The sequence below is a fragment of the Acinetobacter sp. SA01 genome (assembly GCF_011319235.1).
Lineage (GTDB): Bacteria > Pseudomonadota > Gammaproteobacteria > Pseudomonadales > Moraxellaceae > Acinetobacter.
In genome coordinates this window covers 243,018-260,422 of the sequence record NZ_WXXM01000001.1, presented here as the reverse complement: position 1 = coordinate 260,422, position 17,405 = coordinate 243,018, and the positions used below count along the sequence as shown (strand labels likewise).

Below are 17,405 nucleotides of genomic sequence, written 5' to 3'. Positions count from 1 at the left end.
TCATATAGCTCATGGATTTTGATTTTAATTTAATTCTCGTTCCCGTCACGCTGATTTTTTTCTTGGTGTGGCTACTGGATAAGTTTGTTTTCAAACAAAGACAAACCTTAGGTAAGGGGAATGAAAATTTCATTATCACATGGGCATATGACTTCTGGCCAGTCCTGGCAGTGGTTCTGGTGCTGCGTTCATTCCTGTATGAGCCGTTTAACATTCCGTCTGATTCTATGGTTCCGACCTTGGAAACGGGGGATTATATTCTGGTCAATAAGTTTAACTATGGTGTGCGTCTACCGATTGTCAATACCAAAGTCATTGACGTTGGTGAACCGGAACGTGGCGATGTGATTGTGTTCCGTTATCCGCCACAACCGACCATCAGTTATATCAAACGTGTAGTAGGTTTGCCGGGAGATCATATTGTTTATGATCATGGACAACTGATTATCAATGGACAAAAAGTGGCGAAAGTTCCAGTGGAATTTAGCCGAGAAAAAGATATTCTCGATACACCAACTTCAAGTTACCATCAAGAAACATTAGGCAAGCATACCTTTAAAATGCGTGAGCTTGAAGGTGTAAATGTGGCCCGTCAGGCCCCCTTTATCAACTATGTTGAAAATGGTAAATATTCATCTGAAAATGGTTTATATTGGGAAGTGAAAGTACCTGAAGGTCATTACTTCGCGATGGGGGATAATCGTGATCAGAGTGCTGACAGCCGTTTTTGGGGCTTCGTTCCGGAACAGAATCTAACAGGTCGTGCATTTTATATCTGGATGCATAAAGAACCTGGATTTAAATTACCGTCGTTTAAGCGCAACGGTGCAATTGATTGAGCATGATTGGAAAAAATAACAAATGCGTAAAAATCAACAAGGGGCATCTTATATTGCAGTTTTAATTGCAATCATTGGCTTTGCTTTCTTAGCAAAAATTGCCATCGCTGTTTGGGCACCGTACTGGGATGATCGGGTTGTAGATAGCCAGATTACAGAGTTGCTGCAAAGTAGCCCGGCCGATACCGATCCTTCAAAGTTTGCAAGTCAGATGAGTCAACGTTTAGAGATGAACAATGTTCGCGATCTTAAATTTGATGAAATCGCTCAGGTGACCAATATTGATGGACTGCAAGTGAAAAAAGAGTATGAGATAAGAAAGCCGTTCTTACTCAATATAGATTTAGTGTTAAAGTTCGAGAAAAGTTTTGATCAAAGGTCAGTCCAAACTAAGTGATATGCGCTTAGTCAACCGTATCGGTTATCAGTTTAAACAACCTGAATTATTGCAGCTTGCACTGACCCACCGATCGGTTAGTCATAAAACTAACTATGAACGTCTGGAGTTTTTAGGCGATTCATTGTTGGGGATGATCATTGCCCATTATTTGTATCAAGCCTATCCGCATGAAAATGAAGGGCGTTTAACGCGTATGCGTGCCACACTGGTTCGTCAGGAAGCATTAGGCAAAATTGCAAACGATTTGAAACTCGGTTCGTGTTTAATTCTCAGCACGGGTGAGTTGAAATCGGGTGGACATCATCGCGAATCTATTCTTGCTGATACTGTGGAAGCGATTATTGGTGCAATTTATGTTGATTGTCACGATTTAAATGTCTTGCAAGACATCGTGCTAAAATGGTACACGCCATATTTAGACCATATCGAACCTACAGACCAGCTGAAAGATCCTAAATCACGCTTACAGGAATATTTACAGGCACGTAAAAAACCTCTCCCTGTTTATGACGTTGTAGATATTCAAGGCGATGCTCCGAATCAGCATTTCAAGGTGGAATGTACGATTGAAGGCTTGCCTGTATTGTGTGGTGAGGGTTCAAGTCGTCGCTTTGCTGAACAGGCAGTTGCGGCAGATATCTTAAAACAATTGGAGCAAAAGTCTTAATGACTACTCATTCCGATCACATCGATGCTGATCACGAACCGCAAGACGGCGGTAACGATTTAATTAATCAATTCTTCAGTTCGCAAGGAACGACGATTCCTTCGGACTTTAAAAGTGGCTTTGTTGCGATTGTAGGACGCCCGAATGTGGGTAAATCTACCTTGATGAACCATTTGCTGGGTCAAAAGCTTTCAATCACTTCACGTAAACCACAAACTACGCGCCACAAGATTGTGGGGATTGATACTCGTGAAAAATCTCAGGCAGTCTTTGTGGATACGCCGGGGATGCATAAAAAAGAAGTCCGTGCCATCAACAAAATGATGAACCGTGCGGCTCACTCTGCACTGCGTGATGTCAATCTGGTGCTGTTTGTGGTTGATGCGCAAAAATGGACGCAAAATGATGAACTGGTGCTGGAAAAACTGAAAAATGCAGAAATGCCGGTGATCCTGGTCATCAATAAGCTGGATACTTTTGAAAACAAGAATCAAGCCTTACCCTTGATCCAGGAACGTGCCAAGCTGATGAACTTTGCCGAAATCGTACCTGTATCCGCTTTACGTGGTGCCAATCTGGAACATTTGCGTAATACCATCGAAAAGTATTTGCCATTCCAGCCGCCACTCTATTCACTGGATCAAATCACCGACCGTTCAGAACGCTTCCTTGCTTCGGAAGTGATTCGTGAAAAAATCATGCGTCAATTGGGTGAAGAACTGCCGTATGATTTGACCGTGCAAATTGAATCTTTCAAGACTGAAGAAGCGACCATTAATGCGAAAACAGGTCGTCCAAAAGCGGCGTGTACCTATATTGATGCCACCATTTTTGTTGATCGTCCTGGTCAAAAGGCCATCGTAATTGGTGAAAAAGGTTCTAAGCTGAAAAAAATTGGTATGGATGCGCGTGCCGATATGGAAAAAATGTTCGAACAGAAAATCATGCTGACCCTTTGGGTGAAAGTTAAAGGTGGCTGGTCTGATGATGAGCGTGCATTAAAAAGCTTGGGTTATAGTGATATCTAAAATCTAGGTTTTACTTTGAAAGGAGCTGTAATGATGAAAGTGCTGACTGTTGTGGCATGTGTATTGTTCCTGCAAGGCTGTATTTACAAGATTGTTACAGTTCCGGTCAAAGTGGCCTATAAAACCACTAAAGGCGTGGTTAAAGGTACGGCAGCTGTGGTGGGTGCCGTCATTCCAGATGGGGATGATGAAGAATCTGATTCTGAAAAGAAAAAGGATTAGACTTAAGCCTGTATGCGCAATGAAACCTTGCATGGTTATTTAATCCATCATCGTAAATACCGTGAGCGCAGCCATATTGTGCATCTGTTTACTCAGGAGCATGGTCGTGTGGATGGAATTTTAAGACAAACGCCACCGCCGCAATACCAACCGATTTGTCTGCAAGCTTCGGGTAAATCTGAGCTGAAAAATTTTACCAAACTGGAAATTGTCAATCAGCCGATTTTCTTTTTTGGCGATGCCTTCTTTTCCGGTTTTTATCTGAATGAAATTATCCTGCGCTTGTGCCCGGTTGAAGTGGAAATGCCACAAACCTTTGTGCAATATCATCAGACCTTGCAGCAATTGCAACAATTGGCACAGCAGGAGCATCCTGATCTTTTTTTAAGACAAATCTTACGTCAGTTCGAGCATGCACTTTTAGAAGAACTGGGCTATGCACTTGATTTTACAGTGGATGCACAGCAACATAAAATTCAGGAATCACAATCTTATCTGTTTCAGCTCAATGATGGTTTTATTCCTACAGTACAACAGTCACGTTCGACTTTATCTGGACAGCAGATTCTTTCGATGCATGATTATGAAAAGGGTAGGGATTTTAATCCTGAACAGTTACAATTGTTGACTAAGCTGTATCGGCAGATCATCACCGCGCTTTTGGGCGACCGACCGCTGAAAAGCCGTCAATTGTGGATTCAAAACACTCAATCTCAATCTTAATTTTAAACATAGTTAGGTAATTGTTATGGCTGCATTACTTGGTGTAAATATTGACCATGTGGCGACTTTGCGACAGGCGCGCGGAACCGCTTATCCAGATCCGGTAAATGCTGCTTTAATTTGCGAACAGGCCGGTGCAGAGGGTATCACCCTGCATTTACGTGAAGACCGTCGCCATATTCAGGATGATGATGTACGTCGTATGCGTCCTGTGCTGAAAACGCATATGAATCTGGAAATGGCCGTGACGGCTGAAATGGTGGAATTCGCCAAGGAAATCAAGCCGCATCATGTGTGCTTCGTTCCAGAAAAGCGTCAGGAAGTGACCACTGAAGGCGGTCTGGATGTGGTGGGTCATTTTGAAGATGTTAAAGCCGCGACTCAGGCCTTGTCTTCTATTGGTTGTGAAGTGTCTTTATTTATTGATGCTGACTTTGCCCAAATTGATGCAGCTGTGGCTTGCGGTGCGCCAACCATTGAGTTACACACAGGTGCTTATGCCGATGCTGAAACTGCAGAAGCACAGCAGCATGAACTTGAGCGTATTGTTAAAGGTGCGGAATATGCTGCATCTAAAGGTTTAATTGTGAACGCCGGGCATGGGCTGAACCTGGAAAATGTCACCCCAATTGCTGCAATTCCACACATTCATGAGCTCAATATTGGTCATTCCATTATTGCCGATGCAGTGTTTGTCGGTTTGGCCCAAGCTGTTCAACAAATGAAAGCTGTGATTAAAGCAGCACGTTAAGATTTAAGTTTAAAAGTTATGTCGACAACCCATTATGATGATCTCATGAAACCTGTGATTGGCTTCCTGGGATGTGAAACGCCAAAAATGTGGCTAGATGAAGCCGTGAATAACCTGGAGTTACTCATGCAGGATCATGCCAATTGTGAAAAAAAAGCCGCTGGTACAGCCATGAACCTGATGTTCCGCTACAGCTTTTTTACCGATTTGCAGGTCAAGCTGGCACAACTGGTACGCGAAGAAATGCTGCATTATGAACAGGTGCTGGAGTTTATGTCCAAACGTGGACAAGAATGGAAAGCCGTGAGTGCAGGGCGTTATGCAGGCATATTGCGTAAGGAAATCCGTACCTACGAGCCGGAAGCATTGATTGATGTGCTGATTATTGGTGCCTTTGTGGAAGCACGTTCCTGCGAGCGTTTTTATGCACTTGCGCCACTGGTTGATGAAGAGTTAGGACGCTATTATCGCTACCTGCTTAAATCTGAATCACGCCATTATGAAGATTATCTGGCACTGGCCTTAGATGTTGCCAAAACATCTAAAATGAAAGACCCGGAAGAAGACATTCAGGGGCGCATCGAGCATATCCGTGAAGTGGAAAAGAATTTAATCCTTTCAGAAGATGATACTTTCCGTTTTCATAGTGGTGTGCCGCGTCAAGCTGTTTAAATACTTTTGATCTAACAAATCCTCTATTTAAATGGAGGATTTTTTATATCTTATGATTTATTTTAATCTTAAATAAAAATGCCAATCTAAATATTTTAGATTGGCATTTATTGATCAGTCTGGTTTCAGGCTGAGTTCAATCAAGCTTCAATGGTCTGCACCGCAATTTTTTTCGCAGGATCAGTTTTGCGACGTACCGAAGGAACCGGTTCACCATAATACTGACGGTCGGCAAAGTAACTTGAACGAACCATCGGCGCTGCCCAGATATTCTTGAATCCAAGTTTCTGACCGTGGGCAGTATAGCGTTCAAATTCTTCTGGAGTCACGAAACGGTCAATCGGTGCATGTTCTTTAGAAGGCTGTAAGTATTGACCAATAGTCACGTAATCGACATCGTGTGCTTTTAAGTCATCCAGCAATGCAATCACTTCTTCTTCAGTTTCACCAATACCGACCATCAAGCCACATTTGGTTGGAACGTCCGGGCAGTATTCCTTAAACATTTTCAGTAAGTTTAAAGAATGCTGATAATCTGAACCTGGACGCATCGCTTTATACAGGCGCGGCACGGTTTCAATGTTGTGGTTGAATACGTCCGGTGGGCACTCGGTCATGATGCGAAGCGCTATGTCCATACGGCCACGGAAATCCGGTACCAGAATTTCTAATAAGGTATTCGGGCTTAAACTGCGGGCTTCTTTAATGCAGTCCACGAAATGCTGTGCACCGCCATCGCGAAGGTCATCACGGTCAACCGAAGTAATGACCGCATATTTTAAACCCAGATTGGCAATGGTTTCGGCCATATGACGCGGTTCGTCAGGGTCAAGGGCATTTGGACGACCATGTGCTACGTCGCAGAAAGGACAGCGACGGGTACAGATATCACCCATAATCATAAAGGTTGCGGTACCGCCACCAAAACATTCTGGCAGATTCGGGCAAGCGGCTTCTTCACACACCGTATGTAATTTTTGCTCACGCAGCGTGGTTTTAATACGTTGAACTTCTTCAGGAGCCGCCATTTTTACCCGGATCCAGTCCGGCTTGCGTGGCGTTTCAACCGTAGGTACAACTTTTACAGGAATACGAGCGACTTTCTCTGCGCCACGAAGTTTGACACCCTGTTCAGGTTTACGGTTTTCAGACATATTCAACTTTTCCACTGTTTTTTGACGGGGGAGATACTAGATATATTAGGTCTCTCATTATAACGGACTTGAATCTAAATGGGGTAAAAAGGATATTCATTTAATAAATGTAGTCATCACTTAATATATGTGAGGTAAATACAGAAAATTGCGAGTATTTACGTCATAATATAGCCAAGATAGACCAATATTGAAGATAGGAGCGTTGAATGCCACGTAAAAAAGAGGTCGTTAGTGGAACTTTCGTTAAATACGATGCGGTAGTTCTCGGCTCAGGCCCTGCGGGTGAAGGCGCGGCAATGAAACTTGCTAAATCAGGCAAGCGTGTTGCAATTGTTGATATGCGTGAACAATTAGGTGGTAACTGTACACACGTAGGTACCATTCCAAGTAAAGCATTACGTCAAACAGTATCGAGCATTTTGCGTTACCAGCGTGACCCGATGTTCCAGAAAGTGGGCGAATGGAAGCAGTTCACCATGAAACAGGTGCTGCGTAATGCCCATAAAGTGATTCAGCAACAGGTTGAAACACACTCGCGTTTTTATGACCGTAACAAGATTGATATTTATCATGGTCGTGCCTATATCCAGGATAAAAATACCGTATTGATCTTTAGCCCTGAAGGCATAACAGAAACGATTGTTTTCCAGCAATTAGTTATTGCGACAGGTTCACGTCCATACCGTCCGGCGGCGCTTGATTTCAATCATCCACGTGTATTTGATTCAGACAAAATTCTGGATCTGGATTATTCAATTCAAAAAATTATTATTTATGGTGCCGGCGTTATTGGTTGTGAATATGCATCCATTTTCATTGGTCTGGACCATAAAGTTGATTTGATTAATACCCAGCCTAAATTGCTCAGTTATCTGGACGATGAAATTTCTGATGCCTTATCTTACCGTTTACGTGAACAGGGTGTATTGATTCGTCATAATGAACAAATTGATCATCTTGAGACATTTGATGATCATGTGGTGTTGCATTTGCAAAGCGGCAAGAAAATTAAAGCCGATGCCATTTTGTGGTGTAACGGCCGTTCGGGGAATACTGACGGTTTAGGTTTGGAAAATGTAGGCATTACCCCAAACAGTCGTGGTCAGCTTACAGTAAATGATCAGTACCAGACTGAAGTGGAAAATATCTATGCTGCCGGTGACGTGATTGGTTGGCCATCACTGGCTTCTGCTGCTTATGACCAAGGGCGTTGCGCTGGTTCAAACATGAGCGGTGAAGAGAACGTTAAACCGGTAACGGATATTCCGACAGGTATTTATACCATTCCGGAAATTTCTTCGATTGGTAAGACTGAACAGCAATTGACCGAAGAAAAAATTCCTTACGAAGTTGGTCAGGCATCTTTCCGTCATTTGGCACGTGCACAGATTACCGGTGACACCGTAGGTGAATTGAAAATTCTATTCCACCGTGACACCTTAGAAGTGTTAGGGGTGCATTGCTTTGGTAATAACGCTGCCGAGATTATCCATATTGGTCAGGCTGTGATGAATAGCCCGAACAATACCATCAAGTATTTTGTTGAAACTACCTTTAACTATCCGACCATGGCGGAAGCGTACCGTGTAGCAACCTTGAATGGTATGAACCGTTTATTCTAAGATTTTCTGAATTTTAGATGCGAAACCCGTCAGTGAAGGCTTGCGGGTTTTTGTTTATTTTGTAGGACAAAATATCTCATCAGGAGATTAGAGTGAGAATAGAGCTTAGCGCAAACCCGCAGATCAAGTGTTCATATTTTGCTTATCACTTGCTTGGATTTAGGCTGCCATTTTACGGCATTCTGCCGCACATTGCTGGCAGGTTTCGGCACATCGCTGGCAATGTTCTGCTTCATGTTTACTGCATTCTTTGGCGCAGTAATCGCACATTTGAGCACAGAGCTGACAGATTTCCTGCATAAAGGCAGATGTTCTTTGTTCAGAGTGGGCGCATAAGTTGCACATATCTGCACAGTCCAGACAGCGTTTAATGCATTCACGCATCATCTCTATGTCATTTTCATCCAGACAAGCAGCTGCACAGGTGGTACAGGTCAAAGAACAGGTCATACACATTTGGACACAATCTGAAAAGCTGACAGTATTCATTCTGTTTTCCTGATTAATAATTTAAATTGATATCTGAATAAGCTAATTAGAAATAGACTAAGAAAATAGAGAGATTGAGTGATTAAAAGTAAACAGTGTCCGCTTTAAGTAAGCGAATGCTGCATGATAAAAAATCTGGGTAAATAGATAGTGGATCACTGGATTCTATAGGCTATGAGAAAAAGCCATGATAATCCAATAACCATAATAGTCCGTAATAGCTAAAGAAACTGCTGATTAAGGTCAGCCAGACTGGAACTTTGCTCTTAAGTAATGCAATGACAGCGATAATAAAAATAATATCTAAGCCAGACAGTACATATTTTTCACCCATCTGCACCACCAGGCATAATAACAGGCCCACCACAGCAGCATTAACGCCTGCTAAAGCCTGAAATAAACCTGGAAACTGCATTAAACGCGACCAGTAAGGTAAAGCGCCGAAAATGAGGAAAAAAGAAGGCAAGAAAATCACTGTAGTTGCAAAGGCGGCATTCAGTACTGCCGATGAACTTAAGGGTAATAAAGCACCCAGATAGCTGGCGAAACTGAATAATGGGCCTGGCATCAGCTGGGCAATGGCATAGCCCAGGTCAAAATGTTGCTGAGAGACCAAGCCGGATGCAACAAAGTCCTGCTGTAAAAATGGCAAAATAATATGACCGCCACCAAAGACTAAAGAAGCAGTGCGGTATAAACCGGTAAAACTGTCTAGCCAAATACTGGGAAAAAAATATTGTAGCGCTGGAACCAGTACAAAAGGGAAGGCAAATAAAATCAGCCAGAGATAAGCGAAAGGTTTTTTAGCTGTGATTGAGATGCCCGTAACGGGTTTATGGGTATTTTTTTGCGGAAAATAATGCAGATAAATCAGTCCTGCCAAAGCACCAAAAAGAATCACCAAAACCTGATTGATACTGATGGGAACTAGATAGACAAATAAGCCCGACAGCAGCATTAATACATACTGCCATTGCTCTTTACAAAAGCTACGTAACATTTGCCAGAATGCCCATGCCACCACGCTAAATACAATCAGTTGAATCACATGGAAAAATTCGACAGAAAAATAACCAGAAAATTGAATGCCCAGCATTGCGGCAAGGGTCATGAGCAGTGCCGAAGGTAAAGTAAAGCCCAGCCATGCCAGTAGCGCACCCCGATAACCTTTTAGCTGATAACCAATTGCAAGACCCAGCTGGCTACTGCTAGGTCCAGGTAAAATTTGTGCCAAGGCCAGCAGGTGGGCATATTGATGCTCATCCAGATAACCAAGCTGTTGCACAAAACGCCGATAAAAAAACACCAGATGGGCTGCTGGACCGCCAAATGCCGTACAGCCTAATCTGAGGAATATTTTAAACAAGCTGAAATTTGACAGCTTGGGAACAGGGGATGACATGATGAAATGATCCAAAAATATTTGAGTTTTAGCCTAAGCAAGATTAACAGGTCGGATTGACCTTGTTGTATGGTTTTCCTGCAATACATATTGCAAATATGAAAAAGCCCATCCCAAGTAATTACTTTTGATGGGCTTTTATTTTTTAATTTAACTCGTAAATATTTAAACAAGATGACCATCATTGAAAATGATCCCTGATGTGATGTATCGCACGCTAGTTACTGATAAGTAGAGGGAGCTTATCCTAAGGTAAGGGGGATAATAAAAAATTGCAGCATCATGACGCATTTTTTATTTTATTTACGATTTTGCCTATTCTTAAATGTAGATGAGGTCATGATGCTGTGGAGTAATTTTTCAGCTATTGTTTATTGTTATTATTTCAGATGGATGAATCCCTTAATAAGGCCGACCACCTGCCAGACTGATACGTTTTAGCAAACGGCGCTGCTCACTAGGAAAAGGTTTGCGTGAATGCAGGGTGACCTGATTATCCCAAAATACGATATCGCCCTGTTGCCATTGATGTTCATAGCGAAATTCAGGTTTTAACAGATGTTCGCGCAATGAAGCAATCAATTCACTACCAGCCTGATCATCATAATTGACCAGTTCCACCTCGGAATGGGTATTTAACCAGAGCGCTTTACGACCACTCTCAGGATGGGTACGTACCAGTGGATGAGGATAGGCATGACCAATAATCGGCTGATCTTTAAAGCGATATAGAGGACTGCTGCCATAACCATTATTGTCATTGTCTTTAATGTGTTGTCGACGAACAAAGGGGTTATAGGTAATCAGTTGTAATTGATCGATATGCTGTTTGGTTGCTTCATCTAAAGCATCATAAGCCTGGATGGTATTAAACCAGGATGTTTGCCCACCGTCTTTTGGTAATTCAATGGCATAAAGCAATGAAGCAAAAGACGGTTGTGGCGTCCATTGGTGATCGGCATGCGGCGAAAGTTCACCATAGCCGGTGTAATCACCCTGTCCCACAGCATTGGAAACGGGCACGACATCGGGTGGTGTACCGGTATCTGTTTGGGTGGCAAGTACCGGATTATCTGCACTCGGGCGGAAAATGGAACCAAAATAGCTGGCAAAGGCCAAATACTGTAAATCGTCCAAGCGCTGGTTTTTGAAAATTAAAATGAGATGCTCGGCCAGTGCCTGCTTCAGGCGGTAAATGGTTTCACCCGCTTGAGCTTTGCGTGCATCCAGGCCAAAAACCACCGCCCCTAAAGCTTCCCCCTCTAAGGGCACAATAGTAATATCTTGCGGGTTTTGAAATTGTTCTGCCTGATGCCAGCGCGGTGCATCATGTATTGCCTGAGAAAGTTGGGTAAGTGCCGTCATTGTTTTGCTCTGATGTTTTTACGTTGAAGTAAAATCTAAGCAATCCAGAACAAAAGATAAAATCAAAATATTTTCTAAGCTTATGAAATCCTAGTGAAAAATACTTAAATTGATGATTGTTAAACTTTTAATATAAACAGTAAAAGAAAGCGGTTTTTTTGCTGTTTTCACTGCTGATATTTCAGCATTAATGCGCGCAAAAGGCCTGATTGAAATACTCAAACAGTTGCGGTGTTTTGACCCAAAGCATAATCGCAATCCCTAACAACAGGCCAATTGCTGCGGTAACCAAAATTTTGAGTCCAAGCATAGAATCAGTCATGAACCACATGCTCCTCATTGACAAAGAAATGAACCAGAACCCCAAATACACTTAACAGGATAGAAAACATCCAGATCATATTGTAGTTGCCAGTCATGTCATGATTGACACCTCCCAGCCATCCGCCAAAGAACGAGCCGACCTGATGGGTAAAGAACACGATGCCACTGAGCATGGATAGATATTTTATGCCAAACATGTTCGCCACAATACCATTGGTCAGGGGAACCGTAGACAACCACAATAAGCCCATAATGATGCCAAAGCTGTAAATTGTCCAGGTACTCAAAGGCAGCAATAAAAAGCCAATAATGGCAATACCACGCAGGCCATATAAACCCATCAGCAAATGAGGTTTGGAGTATTTTCCACCCAGCCAGCCTGCGGTATAAGTACCGACAATATTAAATAAACCGACCAGAGCCAGGAAAACTGTGCCTGTGGTGGCATCAAAACCATGATCAATCAGGTAACCAGGTAAATGAATACCAATAAAGACCACCTGAAAACCGCAGACAAAAAAGCCTAAAGACAGGAACCAGAACGGCTTATGATTTTTGGCAATCCTTAGAATTTCTTTGACGCTTAATGCCGGTGTTGGGATGGCAGCCGAAACATTCGTAGGCGTATATGCAGGTGCTTTTAAAGTCCACGCCAATGGAATAATGAAAGCAATTAAAATGGCACTGACCATTAATGCTGCTGACCAACCGACACTTTGTAAAAGCAGTAGGGTCGATGGCAGCATGATAAATTGGCCAAAAGAGCCTGCTGCACTGGCAATACCCATCGCCAGACTGCGTTTTTCAGGATGTGCGGCACGCCCCACAGCAGAAAGCAATATGGGAAAAGAGGTCGCAGAAAGTGCCAGACCTAAAATTAAACCCACGCTTAAATTCAGCAGCAAGCCGCTGGAGCTGACGGCCATCAGCAACAGGCCAAGGGTATAAAGTGCACCACCAATAGCAACTACAATTTTACTGCCATATTTATCGGCAAAAACTCCGGTAATGGGTTGTACTGCACCCCAAATCAGGTTTTGCATGGCAATGGCAAGACTAAAGACATTATGTCCCCAGCCAAACTCATGGCTCATGGGAACAAGATATAAACCAAATGCATGACGGACACCTAAGGATAAAGCCAGAATAACGGCACTTCCAATTAACATGTAAATCAGAGGTTTGGAAAAACGGGTGTCTGACATATTTCATCCATGCGGAGTTGTGTTGTGGCTATGTTATTCGATTATAAAGGACGAGGCGATTAAATTAAATTTCAACAAAAGATAAAATTAAGTTATAGAAAGTTTTATAAAGATTAAAAAGACGACACGAAGCCGTCTTTGGATTATTAAAAACTTAGAAACGCATACCGACCCCCGCATAAGCAAGTATCGGGTTGACTTCAATATCTGCTTTGGAGGTAATTAATGTACCTAATTGTTCATCAGCTACTGTAATCGTGGTTTCATTTTTCAGATGTGCATAAGACACTGAACCCACTGCGAACCAGCGGTCATTAAAATCATAGGTGAAACCGACAGTTGCAATCGGGGCAATAGCATCGGTCGCTTCGAGCTCGACTTTAGGATTGGCTTTACTTGGTTTGCCTTCCAGTGATGCTCCAGCATTGCCTTCTTTGATATTGGCAATCATATGACCGGCTGCAATCAAGTCCTGTTCAGTACGCGGGTTGATTTCCAGTTCATTGAAATAAGCATACATCAAACCTAAACCAACATAAGGACGGAATTTATTGACTCCGGTTTTACCAAAGTGATACTGGAACTCAAAGGCCGGTGTCCAGGCACGAGCCGAGGCAGCAGGTCCATGAGCTTCTAAATCGGTAATAAAGATATTGTTTTGCAAATCAATATTGAGGAATTCTAAGGGCAAGTTACCAATTTGCGGTGTTGCTACAGCTGAGAAGGGTGCATAAATCTTTCCTTTACCCTGTAAGTCAACTTTGGGCGGAATACCGGCCTTGATTTCAAAGGAAAGGTTATCGGTAAAGAAGTAATTGGTCATGATCCCCAGTGTTGTGACATCATCGGCCTCTAGGCCTGTACCTGGGTTATCCCATTGTTCCAGCCCATAAATTTGTGAGCTGCCACTGAGTTCGCTTCCAAGCTGACCTCCGGTAAAAAAGCCCAAACCTCTTAAAACGGTGGCAAGTGCAGTCTGATTGACCTCCGGATCTAGGTTGTTTAATACAGTATCGACCTGAATATCGCCATTCTTGGCAACTTCACCATTTTTAACAGCTGTATTCACCTGAAAGGGCTGGGCTTTACCCTGCGGCATGACATGTAGGGCACCGACAGAAACAGAAAAGCGTTTAAAACCATCGCCATCTTTTAAGCTGAAATAATGTGAATCGGCATAGCTTACAGCGGGTAGGGCAGCAAGAGACGACATCATACAAAATAACGTTTTTTTCATTCAGGGACTCCATGTCTATTTTGCGATTATTCATTTTTTTTTGTTCACATTTCTTATTCTATATTTAGAGAAAAATCATTTTGTTACTCAAAAATATTAATCGAGTAGTATTCATGTAAAAAATTAACTGTTTTGTTTCAGGAACATGAAGAAAAATAATTTTATGTAAGCTGCTGTTTTTGCTAATGGATAAAGTTTTTGTAGGTTAATAACAGGCAGGAATTGAGATGATATTTATATATTTTTAATGCATTAATAGCGTTGATATAGGGGCTGATGTGGTCAATGCTGATGACGATGTAGTTAAAAACAGATCATCGCTGGCATAACTAAAGCAATTGACTCAAGTGATTGCACCATGAGCTAAAATCCTGTCTCGCACTGAGAAGCATTTTTCCGTACAATATGCTGCAGAAATCCTTGAGTGAATCATATGAGCACCCAAAATACGCCCAAGAAAAAAACCTTGGTTAATTTACCTTTCCCGATGAAAAAGGCAGATGAGAATTCTTCCGATGAAGTCTTGGAAGATTTACGCCCTAAACCGCAGCGCTATGCTGATCGTACCTGGATGCCACCACGTGGTACACGCCGTTCTATGGGTAAGCGTTAAGTTATTCATATAAAAATAAAAAAGCCATGGTCAGACCGTGGCTTTTTTATTGCTGCATAAAACGTTGTTTTGAATCTTTAACTTGAACCAGAAAGCTGGTTTCGTCTATCGTGGTTCTGATAGTAATTCTTTTTCTGCTGATACATGTCTAGGTCAGCACGCTTCAGCATATCTTCAATCCGTTCATGCGGCAAATTTGTCGCATGACCTATAGACAGGCTGATCGGCTGATTGGCATAAAATTGATTGTCGACCAGCAAAAGTTCCTGCAGACTTTGCAAACAATTTTGTAGGGCGGCTTCATCTGCACCTGGTAAAAGAACGACAAACTCATCTCCGCCAATGCGTGAAGCTGAATAGCGGGTATGCTGAATCAGCTGGTTAAGAATGTTACCCATACGCCGTAATAGACTGTCACCTGCGTCATGTCCCTCGCTGTCATTCAGCTGTTTTAGTCCATTTAAATCCATAAAAATACACGAGACCGGACGTAATATATTGCGTTCAAGCCGGTTCAGTTCTGCCACATAAAAAGAACGGTTGTACAGTTTGGTGAGTACGTCGTGTTTGCCTAAATATTCCAGATAATGCTCAGCCTTTTTGCGTGCGGTAATATCAGTCAGGGCAACTTGTACAATGCTCCAGTCATCCAGATAATCTGGAAATACGGTAAATTGCAGCAGCACATGGCGAATGCTGCCATCAATCGCGTAATTGACCGCTTCCCGTTGATGATGCAAATGACCGTTCCACAATTCGATCAATTGTTCCCGAAAAGTTCGAACCATTTCCTCAGCAAAAACAATATGAAGATTTTTTAATAAAATATCTTTGCTCGGGGCACCAAACAGGTCGAGTGTGGCTTGATTGACATCAATAACTTTAATTTCCTTGATGCATTCAATGACAAATTCATTATGCACATCCAGAAAGGTGGCAAAATCTTCAATGCCTAATTTACGTAATTGATCCAATTTAATTTTAATACGGCTGAAATCTTCTATCCAAAGTGAGGTTGGGGAATAAGTAAAGCGTGCCTCTGCCATATGACGGCTTCGTTCTTCCCTACGGCAGGCTTCGGTGTAAGACGTAATGTCTTCGGTGGTAATTAATACTAAGGACCAATCCTGTTCATGTTGCGGCAGTACAAGGCCTTTCAGCTGGATATCCAGGCGCTTTCCAGTCAAGGTATAGTTTACTGCGGGATTGGAAAAACGGGTTTCACCATTCCACAACGCAACAATTTCGTGGATATGGGTTTTTGTCATATCTTCTTTAAAGACTAATTGCAGGTTTTGCGATAAATGTTCAAAGTCTTGGGCTTGATAAAGTTCAAGGGTTTTAGAATTGACCTTTAATAATTTAATTTTTTTTGCGCATGCAAGAATACGCGATTCATCTTCTTGTAGGAAACTGAACAGATCTTGCACGCCCTGACTACGCCAAAGATCAAATTGTTTTTTGATTTCACTATAGTCTTCCAGCCACATGGCAACGGGAGAGAGTTCAAAAAAAGGAGAGTTCAGCATGTCCATTTAAGGCGCTCATTATTTTTTAGAATTTAAGTATCAAGTATATGATGTAAAAAATGATTTTAAAATAATATGATAAGTAAAATAATATGTATTTTTAATGAGTAGGGTATCTCAAAATAAAAAATCAGGTGGATAAAAAAAGCCAATTCAGGAACTGGCTTTCAAGATCGGTTTTATGAAATAGGATTAAAGCTTAACGACTGGCTCTACGGGCCTTGTTTTCTGGCTTAGGCGCAGAAATTTCACGTTCACCTTGCCAGACATCCATAAAGTCTTTTTCGTTGATATTGTAGAGTTCAAGCAAAGCCAGAATGACTCCGCCAAACATCATTGAACCTTCTGAATGGTCTTGCCAGTCAAAAATTTTGCCGTTTAACACATGCAAAATGTCTGAAATTTCAAAATTTCGGTCCCGGCCATTACTGTCGGTTGGGTACATTTGGGTATTTAAAATAATGCGGGCGGCACTTTTTTCATTTTCTGACAAATCTAAACAGGCAGTAATATCTTCATCTAGAGAGGAAAAAATAACCTCATCGGTAAATACTGTTCTGAGAAAATGACGGGTTAGTTTGGGTAAGGCTCTTTCTACAAAAGGACGGAATGAAATGGGAAAAATCACATTATGTGAAATACCCTTAAACATTGGGGCAATTTCTTCGGTTTTATAGCCGGCAATGCCGCAACCCACCGAGGTAATGAAATAGGTCATTTTCGGATGGTTTTTGGTATAAATCTTGAAATCATCAATATAGTGCTGAATTTGCGACAAGGGCATCTGTTGCAAATGTTCGTTCATGGTGGGAATGGCATAACTTTGACCTGACCAGCCACGTCCTACGCCTTGCATTGCGCCAAAATATTGTAGTGCTGTACGCGCAGCTCCACCTGCATGGTTTCCTGCCATGTTGCTGCCAAAGACAAAAACGGTATCTTCTGGTAGATTTTTGACAATACTTTCGTCATGGTAATGGTAAGTCATAGGCTTTATTTTGATCATGAGGCTTTGTCTCATGTTGCTATTGAATGCACATGCGGTCAAGACAAAAATGTTGCAATTTTCTTTATATAAGTCCCTCGCTAAATATCGGAAGATTGATATTGAATGTTGAGCTTTAACCCTCATATCATTCAAACTGCATTAGTGTATAGAA

19 protein-coding genes are annotated in these 17,405 nt (G+C 42.1%); 10 read left to right on the top strand and 9 right to left on the bottom strand.

Annotated features, from left to right (window positions below; translation table 11 throughout):
- Nucleotides 1–11: 11 nt before the first annotated feature.
- Genes lepB through GTU69_RS01330 form a run of 8 tightly spaced genes read left to right on the top strand, consistent with a single transcriptional unit; the run spans nucleotide 12 to nucleotide 5,302 of the window.
- The gene (gene lepB, locus GTU69_RS01365) at nucleotides 12–839 is read left to right on the top strand and encodes a signal peptidase I (RefSeq protein WP_166167168.1); all 828 of its coding nucleotides are present in this window, start codon (nucleotides 12–14) and stop codon (nucleotides 837–839) included.
- A 22-nt stretch (nucleotides 840–861) separates the two neighbouring features.
- Nucleotides 862–1,236, top strand: a complete 375-nt coding sequence (locus GTU69_RS01360; RefSeq protein ID WP_166167165.1) for a DUF4845 domain-containing protein — start codon at nucleotides 862–864, stop codon at nucleotides 1,234–1,236.
- The gene (gene rnc, locus GTU69_RS01355) at nucleotides 1,208–1,906 is read left to right on the top strand and encodes a ribonuclease III (protein ID WP_086196140.1); all 699 of its coding nucleotides are present in this window, start codon (nucleotides 1,208–1,210) and stop codon (nucleotides 1,904–1,906) included. Before GTU69_RS01360 ends, rnc begins: the two co-directional genes overlap by 29 nt.
- A complete protein-coding gene (gene era / locus GTU69_RS01350) occupies nucleotides 1,906–2,934 on the top strand; it encodes a GTPase Era (protein ID WP_166167162.1) in 1,029 nt (342 codons plus the stop codon). Before rnc ends, era begins: the two co-directional genes overlap by 1 nt.
- A 30-nt stretch (nucleotides 2,935–2,964) precedes the next feature.
- The gene (locus tag GTU69_RS01345) at nucleotides 2,965–3,156 is read left to right on the top strand and encodes an NF038104 family lipoprotein (protein ID WP_166167159.1); all 192 of its coding nucleotides are present in this window, start codon (nucleotides 2,965–2,967) and stop codon (nucleotides 3,154–3,156) included.
- 12 nt (nucleotides 3,157–3,168) lie between these two features.
- Nucleotides 3,169–3,879 (top strand): DNA repair protein RecO, encoded by a 711-nt coding sequence (gene recO / locus GTU69_RS01340; protein ID WP_166167156.1) that lies wholly within the window; start codon nucleotides 3,169–3,171, stop codon nucleotides 3,877–3,879.
- A 25-nt stretch (nucleotides 3,880–3,904) separates the two neighbouring features.
- Nucleotides 3,905–4,630, top strand: a complete 726-nt coding sequence (gene pdxJ, locus GTU69_RS01335) for a pyridoxine 5'-phosphate synthase (RefSeq protein ID WP_166167153.1) — start codon at nucleotides 3,905–3,907, stop codon at nucleotides 4,628–4,630.
- A gap of 18 nt (nucleotides 4,631–4,648) precedes the next feature.
- Nucleotides 4,649–5,302, top strand: a complete 654-nt coding sequence (locus tag GTU69_RS01330) for a tRNA-(ms[2]io[6]A)-hydroxylase (RefSeq protein ID WP_166167150.1) — start codon at nucleotides 4,649–4,651, stop codon at nucleotides 5,300–5,302.
- A 140-nt stretch (nucleotides 5,303–5,442) separates the two neighbouring features.
- Here GTU69_RS01330 and lipA read toward each other — a convergent pair whose 3' ends face one another.
- Entirely contained in the window at nucleotides 5,443–6,456 is a 1,014-nt protein-coding gene (gene lipA, locus GTU69_RS01325; protein ID WP_166167147.1) for a lipoyl synthase, read from the bottom strand.
- A 209-nt stretch (nucleotides 6,457–6,665) separates the two neighbouring features.
- On the opposite strand from lipA, the gene sthA reads away from it, so the two are divergent.
- Entirely contained in the window at nucleotides 6,666–8,081 is a 1,416-nt protein-coding gene (sthA, locus tag GTU69_RS01320; RefSeq protein ID WP_086196133.1) for a Si-specific NAD(P)(+) transhydrogenase, read from the top strand.
- A 159-nt stretch (nucleotides 8,082–8,240) separates the two neighbouring features.
- Here the strand turns inward: sthA and GTU69_RS01315 are convergent, their stop codons facing one another.
- The 6 genes from GTU69_RS01315 to GTU69_RS01295 all read right to left on the bottom strand — a co-directional run bounded on the left by GTU69_RS01315 (nucleotide 8,241) and on the right by GTU69_RS01295 (nucleotide 14,103).
- Complete coding sequence (locus GTU69_RS01315; protein ID WP_166167144.1) at nucleotides 8,241–8,570, bottom strand: four-helix bundle copper-binding protein; 330 nt, start codon at nucleotides 8,568–8,570, stop codon at nucleotides 8,241–8,243.
- Nucleotides 8,571–8,742: 172 nt separating this feature from the next.
- A complete protein-coding gene (gene chrA / locus GTU69_RS01310; protein WP_166167141.1) occupies nucleotides 8,743–9,972 on the bottom strand; it encodes a chromate efflux transporter in 1,230 nt (409 codons plus the stop codon).
- 402 nt (nucleotides 9,973–10,374) lie between these two features.
- Nucleotides 10,375–11,337 (bottom strand): TauD/TfdA family dioxygenase, encoded by a 963-nt coding sequence (locus GTU69_RS01305; protein ID WP_166167138.1) that lies wholly within the window; start codon nucleotides 11,335–11,337, stop codon nucleotides 10,375–10,377.
- 187 nt (nucleotides 11,338–11,524) lie between these two features.
- Nucleotides 11,525–11,659: a hypothetical protein gene (locus GTU69_RS17265; protein WP_257221752.1), complete on the bottom strand. Its 135-nt coding sequence runs from the start codon at nucleotides 11,657–11,659 to the stop codon at nucleotides 11,525–11,527.
- Complete coding sequence (locus tag GTU69_RS01300) at nucleotides 11,652–12,866, bottom strand: MFS transporter (protein WP_166167135.1); 1,215 nt, start codon at nucleotides 12,864–12,866, stop codon at nucleotides 11,652–11,654. The genes GTU69_RS17265 and GTU69_RS01300 overlap by 8 nt, the downstream gene beginning before the upstream one ends.
- A 154-nt stretch (nucleotides 12,867–13,020) precedes the next feature.
- Entirely contained in the window at nucleotides 13,021–14,103 is a 1,083-nt protein-coding gene (locus tag GTU69_RS01295) for an OmpW family protein (RefSeq protein WP_166167132.1), read from the bottom strand.
- Between the two features lie 433 nt (nucleotides 14,104–14,536).
- On the opposite strand from GTU69_RS01295, the gene GTU69_RS01290 reads away from it, so the two are divergent.
- Nucleotides 14,537–14,716 (top strand): hypothetical protein, encoded by a 180-nt coding sequence (locus GTU69_RS01290; RefSeq protein WP_166167129.1) that lies wholly within the window; start codon nucleotides 14,537–14,539, stop codon nucleotides 14,714–14,716.
- 77 nt (nucleotides 14,717–14,793) lie between these two features.
- Here GTU69_RS01290 and GTU69_RS01285 read toward each other — a convergent pair whose 3' ends face one another.
- A complete protein-coding gene (locus GTU69_RS01285; RefSeq protein ID WP_166167126.1) occupies nucleotides 14,794–16,251 on the bottom strand; it encodes a sensor domain-containing diguanylate cyclase in 1,458 nt (485 codons plus the stop codon).
- Between the two features lie 193 nt (nucleotides 16,252–16,444).
- Nucleotides 16,445–17,233 (bottom strand): hypothetical protein, encoded by a 789-nt coding sequence (locus GTU69_RS01280; protein WP_166167834.1) that lies wholly within the window; start codon nucleotides 17,231–17,233, stop codon nucleotides 16,445–16,447.
- Between the last annotated feature and the right edge of the window lie 172 nt (nucleotides 17,234–17,405).

Excerpts from the sequence above, each read along its gene's own strand:
- pdxJ (WP_166167153.1), top strand. The coding sequence starts at position 3,905 with ATGGCTGCATTACTTGGTGTAAATATTGACCATGTGGCGACTTTGCGA.
- GTU69_RS01345 (WP_166167159.1), top strand. The coding sequence starts at position 2,965 with ATGATGAAAGTGCTGACTGTTGTGGCATGTGTATTGTTCCTGCAAGGC.
- GTU69_RS01315 (WP_166167144.1), bottom strand. The coding sequence starts at position 8,570 with ATGAATACTGTCAGCTTTTCAGATTGTGTCCAAATGTGTATGACCTGT.
- GTU69_RS01305 (WP_166167138.1), bottom strand. The coding sequence starts at position 11,337 with ATGACGGCACTTACCCAACTTTCTCAGGCAATACATGATGCACCGCGC.
- GTU69_RS01330 (WP_166167150.1), top strand. The coding sequence starts at position 4,649 with ATGTCGACAACCCATTATGATGATCTCATGAAACCTGTGATTGGCTTC.
- GTU69_RS01290 (WP_166167129.1), top strand. The coding sequence starts at position 14,537 with ATGAGCACCCAAAATACGCCCAAGAAAAAAACCTTGGTTAATTTACCT.
- era (WP_166167162.1), top strand. The coding sequence starts at position 1,906 with ATGACTACTCATTCCGATCACATCGATGCTGATCACGAACCGCAAGAC.
- GTU69_RS01295 (WP_166167132.1), bottom strand. The coding sequence starts at position 14,103 with ATGAAAAAAACGTTATTTTGTATGATGTCGTCTCTTGCTGCCCTACCC.
- GTU69_RS01285 (WP_166167126.1), bottom strand. The coding sequence starts at position 16,251 with ATGGACATGCTGAACTCTCCTTTTTTTGAACTCTCTCCCGTTGCCATG.
- GTU69_RS17265 (WP_257221752.1), bottom strand. The coding sequence starts at position 11,659 with ATGACTGATTCTATGCTTGGACTCAAAATTTTGGTTACCGCAGCAATT.
- GTU69_RS01300 (WP_166167135.1), bottom strand. The coding sequence starts at position 12,866 with ATGTCAGACACCCGTTTTTCCAAACCTCTGATTTACATGTTAATTGGA.
- chrA (WP_166167141.1), bottom strand. The coding sequence starts at position 9,972 with ATGTCATCCCCTGTTCCCAAGCTGTCAAATTTCAGCTTGTTTAAAATA.
- GTU69_RS01360 (WP_166167165.1), top strand. The coding sequence starts at position 862 with ATGCGTAAAAATCAACAAGGGGCATCTTATATTGCAGTTTTAATTGCA.
- lepB (WP_166167168.1), top strand. The coding sequence starts at position 12 with ATGGATTTTGATTTTAATTTAATTCTCGTTCCCGTCACGCTGATTTTT.
- sthA (WP_086196133.1), top strand. The coding sequence starts at position 6,666 with ATGCCACGTAAAAAAGAGGTCGTTAGTGGAACTTTCGTTAAATACGAT.
- lipA (WP_166167147.1), bottom strand. The coding sequence starts at position 6,456 with ATGTCTGAAAACCGTAAACCTGAACAGGGTGTCAAACTTCGTGGCGCA.
- GTU69_RS01280 (WP_166167834.1), bottom strand. The coding sequence starts at position 17,233 with ATGACTTACCATTACCATGACGAAAGTATTGTCAAAAATCTACCAGAA.
- recO (WP_166167156.1), top strand. The coding sequence starts at position 3,169 with ATGCGCAATGAAACCTTGCATGGTTATTTAATCCATCATCGTAAATAC.